The following is a 17,040-nucleotide window of genomic DNA, read 5'->3' as shown; positions in this document are numbered from 1 at the left end:
CCGCGACCGTACGCGGTCAGCGGCGCGCGGTCTCCGGGGCGGACGGGTGGCGCGCCGGGTCGGGCTCCGCCCCCGGCTCCGGCGCCGGGTCCCCGTGGTCCGCGTACCGCTTGGCGATCGCGGCGCAGACCATCAGCTGCATCTGGTGGAAGAGCATCAGGGGCAGCACCGCCAGCGAGGCGTGCGCGCCGAAGAGCACGCTTGCCATCGGAAGCCCGGCCGCCAGGCTCTTCTTCGAGCCGGCGAACTGGATCGCGATGCGGTCCGCCCTGGCGAAGCCGAGCCGGCCCGCCCCGTACCACGTCAGTGTCAGCATCACGGCGAGGAGCACCGCCTCCACGCCCAGCAGCGCCGCCAGGCGCGGCGGGGTGACCTGGTGCCAGACGCCCTGGACCATGCCCTGGCTGAAGGCCGTGTAGACGACGAGCAGGATCGAGCCCCGGTCGACGTACCCGAGCACCTTCTTGTGGCGGGTCAGGAATCCGGCCACCCAGCGCCGCAGCACCTGCCCCGCCAGGAACGGCACCAGCAGGTGCGCGACGATCCGCAGCAGCGAGTCCGCCGAGAAGCCGCCGCCGCGCGCACCCAGGAGCACCGCCACCAGCACCGGTGTGAGGACCATCCCGGCGAGCGACGAGAAGGACCCGGCGCAGATCGCGGCGGGCACGTTGCCGCGCGCGATCGAGGTGAACGCGATCGACGACTGGATCGTCGACGGCACCAGGCACAGGAAGAGCAGGCCGCCGTACAGCTCGGGCGTCAGCACGGAGGGCACCAGGCCCCGCGCGGCCAGCCCCAGCAACGGGAAGACCGCGAACGTCGCCGCCAGCACGGTCACGTGCAGCCGCCAGTGCCGCAGTCCGTCCAGGGCCTCGCGGGTCGACAACCGCGCCCCGTAGAGGAAGAACAGCAGGGCCACCGCCCCGGTCGACGCCCCGCCGGCGACGTCGGCGGCACCGCCCGAGGCGGGCAGCAGGACCGCCAGGACCACGGTGCCGAGCAGCGCCAGGACGTAGGGGTCGATCAGCGGTCGGAGCGTCGCGATGGCTCGGCGGCCCACGTGCTCCCGGCCCCTGTACTTCCGGCCCCTGTACTTCCGGCCCGTGTACTTCCCGTTCATGTACTCCCGTGCTCTCCGGTCAGGTCGTGCCCCCGCCATCGTCCCCCTGGCCACGGCGATCGGGAAACCCGCACACCACGCTGACTGTCATCACGTTGCGCGATGAGCGACGCTAGGCTGGCCGCGTGTACGACCCGGTCCAGCTGCGTACCTTCCTCGCCGTCACGCAGACGCTCAGCTTCACGCAGGCCGCCCGTCGGCTGGGCCTGCGCCAGTCGACGGTCAGCCAGCACGTGCGGCGCCTGGAGGAGGCGACCGGGCGCCGGCTCTTCACCCGGGACACGCACAGCGTGGAGCTCACCGAGGACGGCGAGGCCATGCTCGGCTTCGCCCGGACGATCCTGGCGGCCCACGAGCGGGCGTCGGCGTATTTCACCGGCACACGGCTGCGCGGGCGCCTGCGCTTCGGGGTCTCGGAGGACTTCGTCCTGACGCGGCTGCCGGAGGTCCTGGAGGCGTTCCGCCGTGACCACCCCGAGGTGGACCTGGAGCTCACGGTCGGGCTCTCCGGCACGCTGCACGAGAAGCTGGCGGCGGGCCGCCTCGACCTGGTCCTGGCCAAGCGGCGCGGCGGCGACACCCACGGCCGGCTGGTCTGGCACTCCACGCTGACGTGGATCGGCGCGCCCCGGTACCGGCTGGACCCCGGGCGCCCGGTTCCGCTGATCGTCTTCCCGCCGCCGGGCATCACGCGGGCCCGCGCCCTGGAGGCCCTCGAGGCGCACGGCCGCCCCTGGCGTGTCGTCTGTACGAGTACGAGCCTGAGCGGCCTGATCGCCGCGGCCCGCGCGGGCCTGGGCGTGATGGCCCACACCCGTGGCCTGATCCCGCCGGGCCTGGCCCCGCTTCCGTCGCGGGCGGGGCTGCCGGACCTCGGCGACGTGGACTTCGTCCTGCTCACCGGCCATCCGCGGGGCCCGGCCAAGGAAGCGGCGGACGCCCTCGCCTCGGCGATCCTGGCGGGCGGGGACCGGCTGCACGGGCAGGGCGCGGCGTAATCCGCCGCGGCGCGAACGGCCGGACTCGGCACCGGCGTACGCGCCCCCGCGTGAGCGGCTCGTACAGATTCCGTGGAGATTCGCGCACCGCCACCTGACTGTGGAGTCAGGTCGGGTCCGGGGCGCGTCTGACCTGTAGCGATGCCGGGGTTCCGGTACGCCGAAGCCCTCCCGTCGCACCGGTCCGTTGGGGTACCGTCACCCTCCGCTGTGCGGAGCGCCACAAGGAGCAGCCATTGCGCGAGTTCACTGTCCCCCCCATGGTGACGGCTCCCCTGGTCGGCGGGCTCGCCGACGCCGTGTTCGACCACGCCCTGGACGATCCGCACCACGTCGCGCTCGGCCGCAAGGGCGCCGACGGGCGGTGGGGCGACGTCACCTCGCTGGAGTTCCGCGACGAGGTGCTGGCGCTGGCCAAGGGGCTGATCGCGCACGGCGTACGGTTCGGCGACCGGGTCGCGATCATGTCCCGTACGCGTTACGAGTGGACGCTCTTCGACTTCGCGCTGTGGACGCTCGGCGCCCAGTCCGTGCCGGTCTATCCGACCGCCTCCGCCGAGCAGGTGCACTGGATGCTGCACGACGCCGGGGTGACCGCGTGCGTGGTCGAGCACGAGGACCACGCCATGACCGTGGGTTCGGTGGTCGACCGGCTGCCGCGGCTGCAGCGGCTGTGGCAGCTGGACGCGGGCGCGGTGGCCGAGCTGGTGGCGGCGGGCGCCGGCATCGACGAGGAGGTCGTGCAGCGCCACCGGCGGGCGGTGACGCCCGAGTCGATCGCGACGGTCATCTACACCTCCGGGACGACGGGCCGCCCCAAGGGCTGCGTGCTCACCCACGCCAACTTCATGTTCGAGACCGACACCCTGGTCGACCGGTGGGAGAAGGTGTTCCGCTCCCGGCCGGGCGACGAGGCCTCGACGCTGCTCTTTCTGCCGCTGGCGCACGTCTTCGGGCGGATGGTGGAGGTGGCGGCGGTCCGCAGACGGGTGAAGCTCGGCCACCAGCCGGTGCTGACGGCGAGCGCGCTGCTGCCGGACCTGGCGGCGTTCCGTCCGACGTTCGTCCTGGCCGTGCCGTACGTCTTCGAGAAGGTGTTCCACGCGGCGCGCCGGTCGGCCGAGGCGGCCGGGAAGGCGGCACCGTTCGACAGGGCCGTCGAGGTGGCGGTGCGCTACGCCGAGGCGCTGGAGCACAAGGCCTTCGGCCTGGGCCCCGGTCCGTCGGCGGCCCTGCGCGTACAGCACCAGTTCTTCGAGAAGCTCGTGTACGGCAAGGTCCGCGACGCCCTCGGCGGCCGGGTGCGGCACGCGATGTCGGGCGGCTCGGCCATGTCCCGGCGCCTCGGCCTGTTCTTCGAGGGCGCGGGCGTGACCGTGTACGAGGGGTACGGGCTGACCGAGACCACGTCGGCGGCGACCGCGAACCCTCCCGAGCGCGCCCGGTACGGCACCGTCGGGCAGCCCGTCCCCGGGACGACGGTGCACATCGCCGACGACGGCGAGATCTGGCTGCGCGGTCCGCACGTCTTCTCGGGGTACCTCAACGACCCCGACGCCACCGACGCCGTGCTGAAGGACGGCTGGCTGGCCACCGGCGACCTGGGCCGGCTCGACGAGGACGGCTATCTGACCATCACCGGGCGGAAGAAGGAGATCCTGGTGACCTCAGGCGGCAAGAGCGTCTCGCCGGCCGCCCTGGAGCAGCGGGTGGGCGCCCATCCGCTGGTCGCGCAGTGCGTCGTGGTCGGCAACGACCGCCCCTACATCGCGGCGCTGGTCACCCTCGACCGGGAGGCGGTGGAGCACTGGCTCGCCATGCAGAACCGGCCGCCCCTGCCCCCGGCGGAGCTGGTGCGGGACCCGTCGCTGGAGGCGGAGATCCGGCGGGCGGTGGTGGCCGCCAACACGACCGTGTCGCAGGCCGAGTCCATCCGTACGTTCCGGATACTGGCGCATCCGTTCACCGAGGAGCACGGACTGCTGACGCCGTCGCTGAAGCTGAAGCGCCGGGCGATCGAGACGGCGTACGCGGGCGAGATCGACGCCCTGTACCCGTGAGGGGAGGCGGCGGCGCGGGGAATAGGTGGGGGGCGGGTGATCGTTGCACTCGCACGTACGCAGAAAGACACGACGTGAGGAACGACCACTCGTGAGCAAGGCCCCCTCCATCACGCTCAACAACGGCGTCGCCATGCCGCAGCTCGGCTTCGGCGTCTGGCAGGTCCCGGACGACGAGGCGGCGAAGGCGGTGGGCACGGCCCTCGACGCCGGTTACCGCTCCATCGACACGGCCGCGATCTACGAGAACGAGAAGGGCACCGGCCAGGCCATCGCCGCCTCGGACCTCCCCCGCGAGGAGCTCTTCGTCACGACGAAGCTCTGGAACAGCGAGCAGGGGTACGACGCCACGCTGCGCGCCTTCGACGCCTCGCTGGGCCGGCTGGGCCTGGAGTACGTCGACCTGTACCTGATCCACTGGCCGCTGCCGTCGAGGGACGTGTACGTCGAGACGTACAAGGCGTTCGAGAAGATCCTCGCGGACGGCCGCGCCCGGGCCATCGGTGTCTCCAACTTCCTCCCGGAGCACCTGGAGCGCCTGATCGGTGAGACGTCGATCGTGCCGGCGGTCAACCAGATCGAGCTGCACCCGCACCTGCAGCAGGCCGAGAGCCGCGCGTTCCACGCCCGGCACGGCATCGCGACCGAGGCGTGGTCGCCGCTGGGCCAGGGCAAGGGTCTGCTGGACTCCCCCGCGCTGGTGGCGATCGCCCGCAAGTACGACCGCACCCCGGCGCAGGTGGTGCTGCGCTGGCACCTCCAGGCCGGAAACGTGGTGATCCCCAAGTCCGTGACGCCGTCGCGGATCCGGGAGAACATCGACGTCTTCGACTTCGCGCTCGACGCCGACGACCTGGCGGCCGTCGCGGCCCTCGACGAGGGGCGCCGACTGGGCCCGGACCCGGCGACGTACGACGTCTGCTGAACCTGCCCTTCGGGGCCGACGGCGGCGCGGTCGCGTGTGCGGCCGCGCCGCCGTCGCGCTCCTCAGGAGGCGCTCTCCTCAGGTCGCGTTTCTCGGGTCGCGTTTCTCGGGTCGCGCTCCTCAGGCAGCGCTCCTCACGTGGTGAGCAGGCGGTTGAAGAACGACCGGTACTTGCGCAGCGCCTTGCGCAGTTCCTCGGTGTCCACCTCCTCGCCCCGGTTCCACTGGCCCTCCAGGTCCTTCTTGTGATCGGCGAAGGTCGAGGCCAGCTGCTGCATGACGTCCGCGACGAGCGCGTCCGCCTTGTGCACGGCCTCGCGCGGGTCGTCGACGAACTGCGTCTGGACGTCCTGCCAGCGTTCGCGGAAGCTCTGCTCGTCGTCCGGGGCCAGCAGCCTCGGCGCGTCTTCCTCCTCCGTCTCCGCGTGTGCCGAGGCGGTGGCCGTGCCGGCGGTTCCTTCGGTCTGCTCCGCCGGCGCCGGCTCCGGCGCGGTGCTCTCGCCGGGGAAGGCGGGAACCCCGGTCTCCTCCTCCGAGGGCTGTGGCTGCGGCTGTGCCAGGTCCTCGGTGGACAGACCACTCTCGGTGGGTTCCGGTAGGTCCTCGCGTTGCATCTCTCCTCCCTTCACCTCTGCCCGTGGTCGGACAGCAACTCGTCGAAGAGCGCGCGGTAGTGCACCATGGCTCCGCGCAGCTGCTCGGTCGTCGCCTGGTGCTTCATGCTGAGCTGGTTGACTTCGTGGGCGGCGCGGTAGTGCTCGATGGTGCGGCCGTGCTCGACGGAGAGATCCCTGATCCGTTGGTTCAGGTTCTCGGTCGGGTAGCCGCGCTCGCGCATCAGGGACGCGACCAGGAGGTCCGCGTCCTGCACGGCGTCCTCCGGACGGTCCACGAACTCGCTCTGCACGCGCTGCCAGTCCCGGGAGTAGCGTTCCCGGGTGTCGCCCGTCAGCGGCCTGATGTCCAGCTCGTCGTGGCGTTTCTCGCGCTCGCTCAGCTCCCGCTCGGCGGCGAGCCGGCTGCCGCTGTCCTCCACGGTGCGTTCGTACTCCGGACCGAAACGCTCGCGCAGGCGACGGCGGCGGGACACGACGAAGGCTGCTGCGGCAACGACGGCGAGCACCACCACGATGGGAATGATGATCGCCAGGAGGGTCCCTGTTGACATCGGACCGACCCCCTCGTTGATGGCCGGTATGCCTCTCCAGCGTAGCCCCGCGCGCACCGGAGCAGTGAGATGAAACGATTGTCATTGGCCCTGCCTCGCTAAGGTAGGGCCCCATGACCGAAGCCGTCCCCGAGCGCGGGCAGCCGCGCGAGCGTGCGCGTGAGGACGCGCGTGCCCGCGCCCGTGGCGCCGCGCCGTCCGCGATACCGCCGTCCGTCCTCGTCGCGGGCGGCGTTTCGCTGCTTCTGATCGCGGTGCTCGTCCTCCCCGTGCTCTCCCACCCCGGGTTCCTGGCGTGGCAGACCATCTGCGTGGCGCTCACCGTGCAGGCGCTGCCCTTCCTGCTGTTCGGCACCGTGATCTCGGGCGCCGTCAACGCCTTCGTACCCGCGCGGGTCTTCAGCCGGGCCCTGCCGCGCAACCCCGCGCTCGCGGTGCCCGTCGCGGGCGCGGCGGGCGTGGTGCTGCCCGGCTGCGAGTGCGCGTCCGTGCCGGTCGCCGGGAGCCTGATCCGGCGCGGGGTGACGCCGGCCGCGGCGTTCGCGTTCCTGCTGTCCGCGCCCGCCGTCAACCCGATCGTGCTGGTCTCGACCGCCGTCGCCTTCCCCGGGCAGCCGCAGATGGTCGCCGCCCGGCTGGTCGCGTCCCTGGTGACGGCGGCCGCCATGGGATGGCTGTGGCTGAAGTGGGGCAAGGCGGAGTGGCTGAAGATGCCCGCGCGCCACACCGGGCACCGGGCCGGGCACAGCCGCTGGGAGGAGTTCCGCCTCGGCTTCCAGCACGACTTCCTGCACGCGGGGGGTTTTCTGGTGGTCGGGGCGATGGCCGCGGCCACCTTCAACGTCCTGGTGCCGCGCTCCGTGCTGGAGCTGTTCGCCGGATCACCGTGGCTGTCGGTGCTGTTCCTCGCGGCGCTCGCCATCGTGCTCGCCGTCTGCTCGGAGGCCGACGCCTTCGTCGCCGCCTCCCTCACGGGCTTCTCCCCCACCGCGCGGCTCACCTTCATGGTGGTGGGCCCCATGGTCGACGTGAAGCTCATCGCCCTCCAGGCCGGGACCTTCGGCCGCGGCTTCGCCGTGCGCTTCTCGGCCGCGACCGCCGTGGTGGCCGTGGCCTGCGCCTGCCTGACGGGGTGGTGGCTGCTGTGAGACGCCACATCCAGGCGGCCCTGCTGCTCCTGGCCGGGTCGGCCGTACTGCACATCGCGCTGCTCACCCAGCTCTACCTGCGGTACGTGAAGGAGGGCCTGCGGCCGTACCTGATCGCCTCCGGCATGCTGCTGCTGGTCCTGGGCGTGGTCGGCGCCGTACGGGACGGGCTGCCGTTCGCGGCCCGGCGCACGGACGAGGAACCGGCCGACGGGGCGGAGGAGGCCGCGCCCGAGGAGGGACACGACGGTCACGGACACGACCACCGGGGCGGGCCGCGCGTCGCCTGGCTGCTGTTCCCGCCGGTCCTCGCGCTGCTGCTGTACGCCCCGCCCGCCCTCGGCTCGTACACCGCGTCGCGCGAGAGCGGCAACGTGATCGCCCCCGTCTCGGAGTTCAACCCGCTGCCGGACACGGACCCGGCGCCGCTCGCCCTGTCCGGGTTCATCGCGCGCGTGCAGCAGGACCGCGAGGGCAGCCTCGCCGGGCGCACCGTGATGATGACGGGGTTCGTGACCCCGGTGCCCGGCGCCAAGGACGGCTCGTGGTACCTCAGTCGGCTCATCGTCAGCTGCTGCGCCGCCGACTCGCAGTCCCTGCGCATCCGGGTCCACGGCGTCCCGGCCCCGCCCGCCGACACCTGGGTGACGGTGACGGGGACCTGGCACCGGGGCGGCACGCTGGGGACGGCCACGGCGGCGGTGGCGCTGGACGCGACGAGCGTGCGGCGGACACCGGAGCCGATCAGTCCGTACCAGGACACGCCGCCCGTCCCGTGACCGTGCCGCGACCGTCCCGCGACCGTGCCGCGGACGGTCAGCCCCGGCGTGCGGTGTGCACCGTGCGGGCGGTGAGCAGGAAGACGTCCGGCCGCTGGTGCAGGCCCTGCGGCTCCGCCGGGTCCAGCAGACGGTCGAGGGCCGCGCGGTCCTCGGGGCCCAGCCGTTCGCCGAGGGTGTGGCGGTGACGGGTGAAGTGGGCGAGGACGTACTCGCGTACGGCGTCGGGGACGGGCGCCGGTACGTCATGGAGGAACGAGCGCGTGCCGCTCGGCGTGAGGCCCGCTCCGGCCAGCAGCGCCCGCCAGTCGTCGGGCTCCTCCTTGGCGCCGGGCAGCGCCGCGCGCATCTCGGCGAACCAGTCGGCGTGCGCGGCCTCCATCCGGGCCTCCAGGCCCGGGCGTCCGATCCCCGTGTGCTGCGGCAGGTGCCGGCCCGCGAGGCCGCCCTCGGCCACCGCGAGGAGGCCGCCGGGGCGCAGCAGGGCCGCCAGCCCGGCGACGGCGGCGCGCTGGTCGCCCAGGTGGTGCAGGGAGCCGGCCGCCCAGACGAGGTCGGCCGGGCCGAGCGCGGCGATGTCGTCGGGGAGCTGCGCGTGGAGCGTGGTGACGCGGTTCAGGCCAAGGCCGGCCGCCCGGTCGCGGGCGCGCTCCAGCAGCTCGGGCGTGGAGTCGACGGCGACGACCTCGGCGTACGGGAAGGCCTCGGCGAACAGGCACGACAGCACGCCGGGGCCACTGCCGACGTCGAGGACGCGGCGTACGCCGGTGGCCGGGGCGAGCTCGCCGAGCCAGGCCGCGGCCTGACGGTACAGCGGGGTCTGGAGCTCGGCGCCGCGCTCCAGCAGCGGCAGCATCTCGTTCCAGTCGATCTCGGTGTCGTGGTGGTGAGGGCTCATGGGCACAGCCTGCGGTGGAGGTGTCGCGGGGGCGAGCTTTGTTGCCGTTCCGGCAACGCGGCCCGCCACCGCTCGGACCACCACCGCTCGGCTCGTGACCCCTCGGCTCGTGGCCGCTCGGCTCAGTTGGCGGCGTGGGAGGGCGCGACGGCCTCGACCCGGGACGCCAGCTCGAAGTCGCGTTCGGTGATGGCGCCGCCCGCCGAGTGGGTGTTCATGGTGAGGTGGACCGTGTTGTAGCCGAGGGTGAGGTCGGAGTGGTGATCCAGCTCGTCCTGGAGCTGCGCGATGTGGACGACCATCGCGGTGGCGGCGAAGTGGGTGGGGAGGCGGTAGGTGCGGGCGATCCGGTCGCCCTCCTGCGACCAGCCGGGAAGCTCGCGCAGCCGGTCCTCGATCTCCTTCTGTGACAGCGGCTCAGTGGGCATGGCCGGCCCTCCGTTTCGTTTCGGTACGGACGCTGACGACGTGCCCGTGACGATACGTTCCGATGCCACCGGCCCGTGGTCAACACGTGGGTTACCGTCTGCGGTATGACAACTCTGGCTACCGGTACCGGAATAGGCCCGTTGCTGCGGGGCTGGCGTGAGCGGAGGCGGTTGAGCCAGCTGGAGCTGGCGCTGCGCGCGGACTCGTCTGCCCGTCACATCTCGTTCATCGAGACGGGGCGCTCGCGGCCCAGCGAGGAGATGGTCCTGCGCCTCGCCGACCATCTGGAGGTCCCGGTCCGGGAGCGCAACGCGCTGCTCCTGGCAGCCGGTTACGCCCCCCGGTACGCCGAGACGCCGCTGGACGACCCGTCCCTCGGCGCCCTGCGCGAGGGCATCGAGCAGCTGCTCGCCGGGTACGAGCCGTACCCGGCGGTCGTCGTGGACGGCTCGTACACGGTGGTGGCCGCCAACCGCGGCATCGCGATGCTGCTGGACGGGGTTGCGGAGCACCTGCTGGCACCGCCGATGAACGCCATGCGCATCACCCTGCACCCGCAGGGCCTGGCACCGAGGATCCGCAACCTGCGGGAGTGGCGCGGGCACCTGCTGGCGCAGATGGAGCGCCAGATCGCGCTGGCCCGCTCCGAGCCGCTGCGGCTGCTGTACGAGGAGGTCGCGGCGTACCCGCTGCCGGAGACGGGCGGCGACCCGGGGGACCGCGAGGATCCGACCCCGTACCCGTACTTCGCGCTGCCGATGCGGATCGAGCACGACGGTCGCGTGCTGTCCTTCGTGTCGTCGATCTCGACGTTCAACACGCCGATGGACGTGACGGTCGCCGAGCTGGCCATCGAGACGTTCCTCCCGGCCGACCCGGCGACGGTCGCGTACCTCCAGTCTCTCTAGCGGCCCGCCATCGCCCGCAGGGCTGACCACTGCAGGGCGGCGAAGGCGGCCACGGTGGCCGCCTGCATCGGGATCCACAGGGCCCCGGCGGTGCTGGGCGACAGCCAGACGGCGAGCGCGACGACGCTGAGCACCGCCCACAGCACATTGGCGTCGACGACCAGCTTGACGGCCGTGGCGGACGGCTCCGGCCGCGAGGCCAGGTAGCCGACGGCGGCGGCGAACGCGGTGAGGAACAGACCGAGTTCCAGCAGGAGCGCCGCGTCGACGCCCAGGAGCCGGCCGAGGGACCCGGAGGCGAGGGCGTACGCCAGCCCGTTGGCCCCGGTGACGACGGCGTCGAGCGCGAGGAAGCGGCGCAGCATGGTCTTCGGCTCGGTGGTGCGGGAGATGCCGGCGAGCAGGGCCTGGGACATGGCGGGCCTCCATCGAGGTCGGGTTGGGCGTCGGCGTCGGGGCCGTACGGAAGGGTCTGGCGCCGGGTCCCGGCCGCAGTGCGGCGGCCGGGCCCCGGTGACCCCAACGATGCCGCGCGGGGCGGGTGGGGGTCGATTACCGCCGAGGTAATGCGGCCCCGGGCTGGGCGGGATCAGCGGCGGCGGCCGCCGTGCAGTTCCAGCCGCTCCCCCGGGAAGCGCCCGCGGAAGGCGCGGTCGTGGGAGACCGCGACCACCGCTCCCGGGTACGCGGCGAGCGCCGCCTCCAGGTCCTCGATCAGGTCGAGCGCGATGTGGTTGGTCGGCTCGTCGAGGACGAGGAGGTCCGCGGGCCGCGTCACCAGCCTCGCGATCTGGAGCCGCCGCTGCTGGCCCGCGGAGAGGGCCGTCACCGGCACGTGCAGGTCCTCCTCGCGGAACAGGCCCAGTGCCAGCAGTTGGTCGGCGGAGTCCTCCGGCAGGCCGGGCCGGCCGGCCGCGAAGGCGGCGAGGAGCGGGAGCCGCGTGGAGCGCGCGGGCAGTTCCTGCGCCAGGTATCCGATGCGCGCGGGGCGGCGTACCGCGCCCGCGTCCGGTTCCAGGTCGCCCGCGAGGACGCGCAGCAGCGTCGTCTTGCCGGCGCCGTTCTCACCGGTGACCAGCAGCCGCTGACCGGGGGCGATCGCCAGTCGGTCCTCCAGGCGCAGCCGCTCGCCGACGGTGACGCCGTCGAGCTCGGCGAGCGGGCCCTCGGCCGTCGGCTCGGTCGCGGCCAGGGCCGCGGTGAACCGGAGCGGTTCGGCTGGTGCCGGCACGGGGTTGCGGCGCAGGTGGGCGAGGTGTTCCCGGACGGCGCGCACCTGCCCGCCGAGCTTCGCCTCGTGCGAGCGGCGGTGCTTGCCGAAGCCCTGCCGCGGATCCTTGCCGGTGGTGGCGAGCCGCTTCCCGGCGGCCTCCAGCAGCTCCTCCGTACGGGCCACCTCATCGAGCCACTGCGCGTACTCCTGCGCCGCGCGGCGCCGGGCGGCTGCCTTCGCGGCGCGGTAGCCGTCCCAGCCGTCGCCGTACCGGCGCACCGTGCGCGCGTCCCGGTCCACCTCGAGGATCGTGGTGGCGACGCGCTCCAGGAAGCCGCGGTCGTGGGTGACCGCGACGACGGTGCCGCGGTGGGCGCGCAGGTGTTCCTCGAGCCAGCGCACGGCCGCCGCGTCGAGGTGGTTCGTCGGCTCGTCGAGCAGCAGCAGCTCGGGCCCGGCGGCCAGGGCGCAGGCGAGCGCGAGGCGCGACTGCTCACCGCCGGAGAGCGAGCCGAGCACACGGTCGCGGGTGATTCCGGCGAGCCCGAGCCCGTGCAGGGCGGCGTCGACGCGGGCGTCCGCCTCGTAGCCGCCGCGCTCCTGGTACGCGGTCAGCAGCTCGCCGTACGCGGCGAGTTCGGCGTCCGGGGCCTCACCGAGGCGCTCCTCCGCCGTACGCAGCCGGTGCTCCATGTCCCGCAGGTCGGCGAAGGCGAGGTCGACGACGTCCTGGACGGTGCGGTCGGGGTCGAGGTCGATGGTCTGGGCGAGGTGGGCGACGCCGCCGGGAAAGGTCACGGTGATCTCCCCGGCGTCCGGCGCCTCGGCCGCGGCGAGCAGCCGCAGCAGGGTGGACTTCCCGGAGCCGTTCTCACCGATGACGGCGGCCTTCTCGCCCGGGCGGACGGTGAAGGAGACCTGGTCGAGGACGGTCCGGGTGCCGTAGGTCTTGGTGACGTCCTTGACGGACAGCTGTGCCACGGCAGCGGGTGCGGGCGTGGCGGTACGGGCGCGTGCGCGCATGGTGACTTCCTGTGGGCGTGCGAAGGGTCTACGGGCGGCGAAAAACGGCGGCGACGGTGGTGACGGTGGCGCCGGCCGTGCCCGGACTCACAGGAAGAAGAAGTGTGCCATGCCTCCACCATAACAAGACGATTCGTCTCGTCTCAACTTATCGCCGGACTGCGTCTCGCCTGCGCCTTCCCGCGCGTCGCAGCGGTTCAGCCCGCGATCAGCTCCCCGATCCGCCGCTCCGTCCAGTGGCCCGCCACGCCCGGGCAGGAGGCGAGGTAGGCGGTGACGGTGTCCGCGTCCCAGGCGCCCGTCGCCAGGAGGCCGGCGGCGATGTGGCGGAGGTAGTCGGCGGCGGGCGCGTTCCAGGCGACGTCGCGCATGCGCCACGGGGCCGTGAACGTGAGGAGCGGGTGGCCGTCGAGCGTCCCCGCGCAGACCAGCGTCTCGTAGCGGCCGTCGCCCAGGACCGCCCGGCCGTCGCGCAGCACCCGGGCCAGGTCGAGGTCGGTGTCCGGGCCCGGCTCGCGGTACATCTCCTGGGCCGCGATGTCCGAGAACTGCTGGGCCGTCACCAGGTGCGCCCGGGCCAGGACGCGGCCCTCTGCGTCGGGGTCGTAGAAGGCCCGCCCGCCGGTCCACACGGGCGACTCGGTGGCGAAGTAGAGCGCGCCCGTCAGCTCCACGGGTACGGAGGCGGCCGGGAGGCGGCGGTCGCGGCACCCGGGGTAGCGGCGGTTCGCGTCCGGCGGGGTGCCGCCCAGGCTGTAGTGGGCCAGCCGGTCGACGTGCGTGTTGGATCCGTAGGACGTGTACCAGACCTGCGTCGTCATCCGGCGACGGTAGCGGCGTGGCGCGTGAAGTTCTGCTGTTGGCCCGCTTAAGAAAAGCTCGATGGACGCGCGGGCCCGGTGTGGGCAGATTGGTGCGCGTTCACGATCTCCAGCCGTACCCCACCCGTACCCCCACCCGGGAGCTGCGCCGATGAAGGCACTTGTCAAGCAGAAGGCCGAGCCGGGCCTCTGGCTCATGGACGTGCCGGAGCCCGAGACCGGGCCCGGCGACGTACTGATCCGGGTGCTGCGGACCGGCATCTGCGGTACCGACCTGCACATCCGGTCCTGGGACGGCTGGGCGCGGCAGGCGGTGAACACGCCGCTGGTGCTGGGGCACGAGTTCGTCGGGGAGGTCGCGGCCGTCGGCGCCGACGTGAGCGACATCGCGGTCGGCGACCTGGTCAGCGGCGAGGGACACCTGGTGTGCGGCAAGTGCCGCAACTGCCTGGCGGGGCGGCGGCACCTGTGCCGGGCCACCATCGGGCTCGGCGTCGGGCGGGACGGGGCGTTCGCCGAGTACGTCGCGCTGCCGGCGTCCAACGTGTGGGTGCACCGCACCAAGGTGGACCTGGACGTGGCGGCGATCTTCGACCCGTTCGGGAACGCCGTGCACACGGCGCTGTCCTTCCCGCTCGTCGGCGAGGACGTCCTGATCACGGGCGCCGGCCCCATCGGTGTCATGGCGGCGGCGGTCGCCCGGCACGCGGGGGCGCGCAACGTGGTGATCACCGATGTGAGCGAGCCCCGGCTGGAACTCGCCCGCAAGGTGGGCGCCACGCTCGCCGTCAACGTCGCCGAGACGACCATCGGCGAGGCGCAGCGGCAGCTCGGGCTGCGCGAGGGCTTCGACATCGGCCTGGAGATGTCCGGGCGGCCCGAGGCCATGCGGGACATGGTCGCCAACATGACCCACGGCGGCCGGATCGCGATGCTCGGGCTGCCCGCCGAGGAGTTCGCCGTCGACTGGTCGAAGATCGTCACCTCGATGATCACGGTCAAGGGCATCTACGGCCGGGAGATGTTCGAGACCTGGTACGCCATGACCGTCCTGCTCGAAGGCGGCCTGGACCTCGGCCCCGTGATCACCGGCAGCTACTCCTATCAGGACTTCGACGCGGCCTTCGACGAGGCCGCCACCGCCCGCAGCGGCAAGATCATCCTCGACTGGACCGTTTAGTTTTGTGGCTCGGTTCGCCTCCGGGGCGCCTAAGACGGTGTCGACGGTCGATCGTGCTCGGTTCGCTCGTTCCTCGCGACCCTCCGCGCGTTCTCCCTTTCGACACCGCCGCGCCCCTTTGGCTCACTCGCCGGGTTTCCGAGAGCAGGGAGCACCCCTCATGTACGACTCCGTCCGCGACGAGCTGCGCGCCACCCTCGACGAGATCCGCGACGCCGGTCTCTTCAAGCCCGAGCGCGTCATCGCCACCCCCCAGAGCGCGACCGTCTCCGTGGCCTCCGGTGAGGTCCTGAACTTCTGCGCCAACAACTACCTGGGCCTCGCCGACCACCCCGAGGTCGTCGCCGCCGCCAAGGAGGCGCTGGACCGCTGGGGTTACGGCATGGCGTCCGTGCGCTTCATCTGCGGCACGCAGGACGTCCACAAGGAGCTGGAGCGGCGGCTGTCGGCGTTCCTGGGCCAGGAGGACACGATCCTGTACTCCTCCTGCTTCGACGCCAACGGCGGCGTCTTCGAGACGCTCCTCGGCCCCGAGGACGCGGTCATCTCCGACGCCCTCAACCACGCCTCCATCATCGACGGCATCCGGCTGTCCAAGGCCCGCCGCCACCGGTACGCCAACCGCGACCTGGCCGACCTGGAGCAGCAGCTCAAGGACACCCAGGACGCGCGGCGCCGGCTCATCGTCACCGACGGCGTCTTCTCGATGGACGGCTACGTGGCGCCGCTGCGGGAGATCTGCGACCTCGCCGACCGGTACGACGCGATGGTCATGGTCGACGACTCGCACGCCGTCGGGTTCGTCGGCCCGGAGGGGCGCGGCACCCCCGAGCTGCACGGCGTGATGGACCGCATCGACATCATCACCGGCACGCTCGGCAAGGCGCTGGGCGGCGCGTCCGGCGGTTACGTCGCGGCGCGCGCCGAGATCGTCGCGCTGCTGCGGCAGCGCTCGCGCCCGTACCTCTTCTCCAACTCCCTCGCCCCGGTGATCGCGGCCGCGTCGCTGAAGGTCCTGGACCTGCTGGAGTCCGCCGGCGACCTGCGGGAGCGGCTGGACGCCAACACGAAGCTGTTCCGTACGCGCATGGCGGAGGAGGGCTTCGAGATCCTGCCCGGCGACCACCCGATCGCCCCCGTGATGATCGGGGACGCGGCCGAGGCGGCGCGCATGGCGGAGCTGCTGCTGGAGCGGGGCGTGTACGTGATCGGCTTCTCGTACCCCGTGGTGCCGATGGGGCAGGCGCGCATCCGGGTGCAGCTGTCGGCGGCGCACTCCACGCAGGACGTGGAACGGGCGGTGGCCGCGTTCGCCGACGCACGCGCGACAATGGCGGGGTGATCGACCCCCGGCGGCTGCGCATCCTGCGGGCCGCGGCGGACCACCGTACGGTGACCGCCGCGGCGGCGGCGCTGTACCTGACCCCGTCCGCCGTCTCGCAGCAGCTCGCCGCGCTGGAGCAGGAGACCGGGCACACGCTGCTCACCCGGAGCGGCAAGGGCGTACGGCTCACGGCGGCCGGCGAGATCCTGCTGGAACACGCCAACGAGGTCCTCGCGCAGCTGGAGCGGGCGGAGGCGGAGCTCGCGGCGTACGCGGGGGGCACGGCCGGCGAGGTGACGGTGGCCGCCTTCGCGACCGGGATCGCGGAGGTGCTGGCCCCGGCGATCGGGCGGCTGGCCGAGACGCACCCCGGCATCCGGGTGCGCGTCCGGGACGCGGAGGGCGACGAGTCGCTGCCGCTGGTCCTGGACGGCGAGGCGGACGTGGCGCTCGCCGTGGAGTACCGGGGCGCGCCGCGGGAGGGCGACCGGCGCCTCGCGCGGGTGGCGCTGTACGCGGAGCCGTTCGACGCGGTGCTGCACGCGGGTCATCCGCTGGCGCAGGGGCCCGAGGTGGCGCTCGCCGCGCTGGCGGACGCCGACTGGATCGGCCCGTACCCCGGCAACCCGTGCCACGACATGGTGCTCCTCGCCTGCGAGCTGGCGGGCTTCGACCCGCGGCTGGTGCACTCCTCGGACGACTTCCGCGCGGTGGTGGCCCTCGCGGGCGCGGGCGCGGGCGTGGCCCTGGTGCCGCGCTCGGCGCTGCGGGGCATGGAGCTCAAGGACGTGGTGGTCCGCCCGGTGGCGGGTCCGGCGGCGTTCCGCCGGGTCTTCGCGGCTGTGCGGCGGGGGGCGGAGGGCCACCCGCTGATCCGGCCGGTGCTGGGGGCGCTGGCGGACGCGGCGGAAGGGCTGTCCGCGGCGGGCGTCTGACGCGTGGCGTAAACGGGTGTGACGTGAACGGCTTGGCTGAACGGCGTGGGATGAACGGCGTGGGATGAACGGCGTGGGATGAACGGCGTGGCCCGTTCCCGGCGGTACGCC

17 protein-coding genes are annotated in these 17,040 nt (G+C 73.1%); 9 read left to right on the top strand and 8 right to left on the bottom strand.

The window, feature by feature from the left end; all coding sequences use genetic code 11:
• Nucleotides 1–16 precede the first annotated feature (16 nt).
• Complete coding sequence (locus tag AC07FJ_RS05495) at nucleotides 17–1,060, bottom strand: bile acid:sodium symporter family protein (protein WP_479045540.1); 1,044 nt, start codon at nucleotides 1,058–1,060, stop codon at nucleotides 17–19.
• A 185-nt stretch (nucleotides 1,061–1,245) separates the two neighbouring features.
• On the opposite strand from AC07FJ_RS05495, the gene AC07FJ_RS05490 reads away from it, so the two are divergent.
• From AC07FJ_RS05490 to AC07FJ_RS05480, 3 genes are all read left to right on the top strand, one after another.
• Nucleotides 1,246–2,118 (top strand): LysR substrate-binding domain-containing protein, encoded by an 873-nt coding sequence (locus tag AC07FJ_RS05490; RefSeq protein ID WP_479045538.1) that lies wholly within the window; start codon nucleotides 1,246–1,248, stop codon nucleotides 2,116–2,118.
• A 260-nt stretch (nucleotides 2,119–2,378) separates the two neighbouring features.
• Complete coding sequence (locus tag AC07FJ_RS05485; RefSeq protein WP_479045537.1) at nucleotides 2,379–4,178, top strand: AMP-dependent synthetase/ligase; 1,800 nt, start codon at nucleotides 2,379–2,381, stop codon at nucleotides 4,176–4,178.
• Nucleotides 4,179–4,269: 91 nt separating this feature from the next.
• Nucleotides 4,270–5,103 carry an aldo/keto reductase gene (locus AC07FJ_RS05480; RefSeq protein ID WP_479045536.1) on the top strand — a complete coding sequence of 278 codons (834 nt, stop codon included), beginning with the start codon at nucleotides 4,270–4,272 and terminating at the stop codon, nucleotides 5,101–5,103.
• Between the two features lie 134 nt (nucleotides 5,104–5,237).
• On the opposite strand, the gene AC07FJ_RS05475 is transcribed toward AC07FJ_RS05480, so the two are convergent.
• A complete protein-coding gene (locus AC07FJ_RS05475; RefSeq protein ID WP_479045534.1) occupies nucleotides 5,238–5,717 on the bottom strand; it encodes a hypothetical protein in 480 nt (159 codons plus the stop codon).
• 11 nt (nucleotides 5,718–5,728) lie between these two features.
• Nucleotides 5,729–6,271 (bottom strand): hypothetical protein, encoded by a 543-nt coding sequence (locus AC07FJ_RS05470; RefSeq protein WP_479045532.1) that lies wholly within the window; start codon nucleotides 6,269–6,271, stop codon nucleotides 5,729–5,731.
• 113 nt (nucleotides 6,272–6,384) lie between these two features.
• On the opposite strand from AC07FJ_RS05470, the gene AC07FJ_RS05465 reads away from it, so the two are divergent.
• Nucleotides 6,385–7,419 (top strand): permease, encoded by a 1,035-nt coding sequence (locus AC07FJ_RS05465; protein ID WP_479045530.1) that lies wholly within the window; start codon nucleotides 6,385–6,387, stop codon nucleotides 7,417–7,419.
• Nucleotides 7,416–8,198 (top strand): TIGR03943 family putative permease subunit, encoded by a 783-nt coding sequence (locus tag AC07FJ_RS05460; RefSeq protein WP_479045528.1) that lies wholly within the window; start codon nucleotides 7,416–7,418, stop codon nucleotides 8,196–8,198. Before AC07FJ_RS05465 ends, AC07FJ_RS05460 begins: the two co-directional genes overlap by 4 nt.
• A gap of 37 nt (nucleotides 8,199–8,235) precedes the next feature.
• Here AC07FJ_RS05460 and AC07FJ_RS05455 read toward each other — a convergent pair whose 3' ends face one another.
• Nucleotides 8,236–9,096, bottom strand: a complete 861-nt coding sequence (locus AC07FJ_RS05455) for a class I SAM-dependent methyltransferase (RefSeq protein ID WP_479045525.1) — start codon at nucleotides 9,094–9,096, stop codon at nucleotides 8,236–8,238.
• 122 nt (nucleotides 9,097–9,218) lie between these two features.
• Nucleotides 9,219–9,524 carry a 4a-hydroxytetrahydrobiopterin dehydratase gene (locus AC07FJ_RS05450; RefSeq protein ID WP_479045523.1) on the bottom strand — a complete coding sequence of 102 codons (306 nt, stop codon included), beginning with the start codon at nucleotides 9,522–9,524 and terminating at the stop codon, nucleotides 9,219–9,221.
• 105 nt (nucleotides 9,525–9,629) lie between these two features.
• Here AC07FJ_RS05450 and AC07FJ_RS05445 point away from each other — a divergent pair, with 105 nt between their 5' ends.
• Nucleotides 9,630–10,433, top strand: a complete 804-nt coding sequence (locus AC07FJ_RS05445; RefSeq protein ID WP_479045521.1) for a helix-turn-helix domain-containing protein — start codon at nucleotides 9,630–9,632, stop codon at nucleotides 10,431–10,433.
• Here the strand turns inward: AC07FJ_RS05445 and AC07FJ_RS05440 are convergent.
• The 3 genes from AC07FJ_RS05440 to AC07FJ_RS05430 form a co-directional block, all read right to left on the bottom strand.
• On the bottom strand, nucleotides 10,430–10,849 hold the full coding sequence (locus AC07FJ_RS05440) for a hypothetical protein (RefSeq protein WP_479045519.1): 420 nt from the start codon (nucleotides 10,847–10,849) through the stop codon (nucleotides 10,430–10,432). The two genes, AC07FJ_RS05445 and AC07FJ_RS05440, sit on opposite strands and share 4 nt — an antisense overlap.
• Before the next feature lie 173 nt (nucleotides 10,850–11,022).
• Nucleotides 11,023–12,669, bottom strand: coding sequence for a ribosomal protection-like ABC-F family protein (gene abc-f, locus AC07FJ_RS05435; protein WP_479045516.1), 1,647 nt, complete (start codon nucleotides 12,667–12,669; stop codon nucleotides 11,023–11,025).
• A gap of 197 nt (nucleotides 12,670–12,866) precedes the next feature.
• On the bottom strand, nucleotides 12,867–13,490 hold the full coding sequence (locus AC07FJ_RS05430; RefSeq protein WP_479045515.1) for a histone deacetylase: 624 nt from the start codon (nucleotides 13,488–13,490) through the stop codon (nucleotides 12,867–12,869).
• A gap of 151 nt (nucleotides 13,491–13,641) precedes the next feature.
• On the opposite strand from AC07FJ_RS05430, the gene tdh reads away from it, so the two are divergent.
• The 3 genes from tdh to AC07FJ_RS05415 all read left to right on the top strand — a co-directional run bounded on the left by tdh (nucleotide 13,642) and on the right by AC07FJ_RS05415 (nucleotide 16,929).
• Nucleotides 13,642–14,670: an L-threonine 3-dehydrogenase gene (gene tdh / locus AC07FJ_RS05425; RefSeq protein ID WP_468283851.1), complete on the top strand. Its 1,029-nt coding sequence runs from the start codon at nucleotides 13,642–13,644 to the stop codon at nucleotides 14,668–14,670.
• Nucleotides 14,671–14,830: 160 nt separating this feature from the next.
• Nucleotides 14,831–16,012 (top strand): glycine C-acetyltransferase, encoded by a 1,182-nt coding sequence (locus AC07FJ_RS05420; protein WP_479045513.1) that lies wholly within the window; start codon nucleotides 14,831–14,833, stop codon nucleotides 16,010–16,012.
• The gene (locus AC07FJ_RS05415; RefSeq protein WP_479045511.1) at nucleotides 16,009–16,929 is read left to right on the top strand and encodes a LysR substrate-binding domain-containing protein; all 921 of its coding nucleotides are present in this window, start codon (nucleotides 16,009–16,011) and stop codon (nucleotides 16,927–16,929) included. The genes AC07FJ_RS05420 and AC07FJ_RS05415 overlap by 4 nt, the downstream gene beginning before the upstream one ends.
• Nucleotides 16,930–17,040: the final 111 nt, after the last annotated feature.

The sequence above is a fragment of the Streptomyces sp. NPDC045998 genome (genome assembly GCF_056430285.1).
This window is presented reverse-complemented; position numbering and strand designations above follow the sequence as displayed.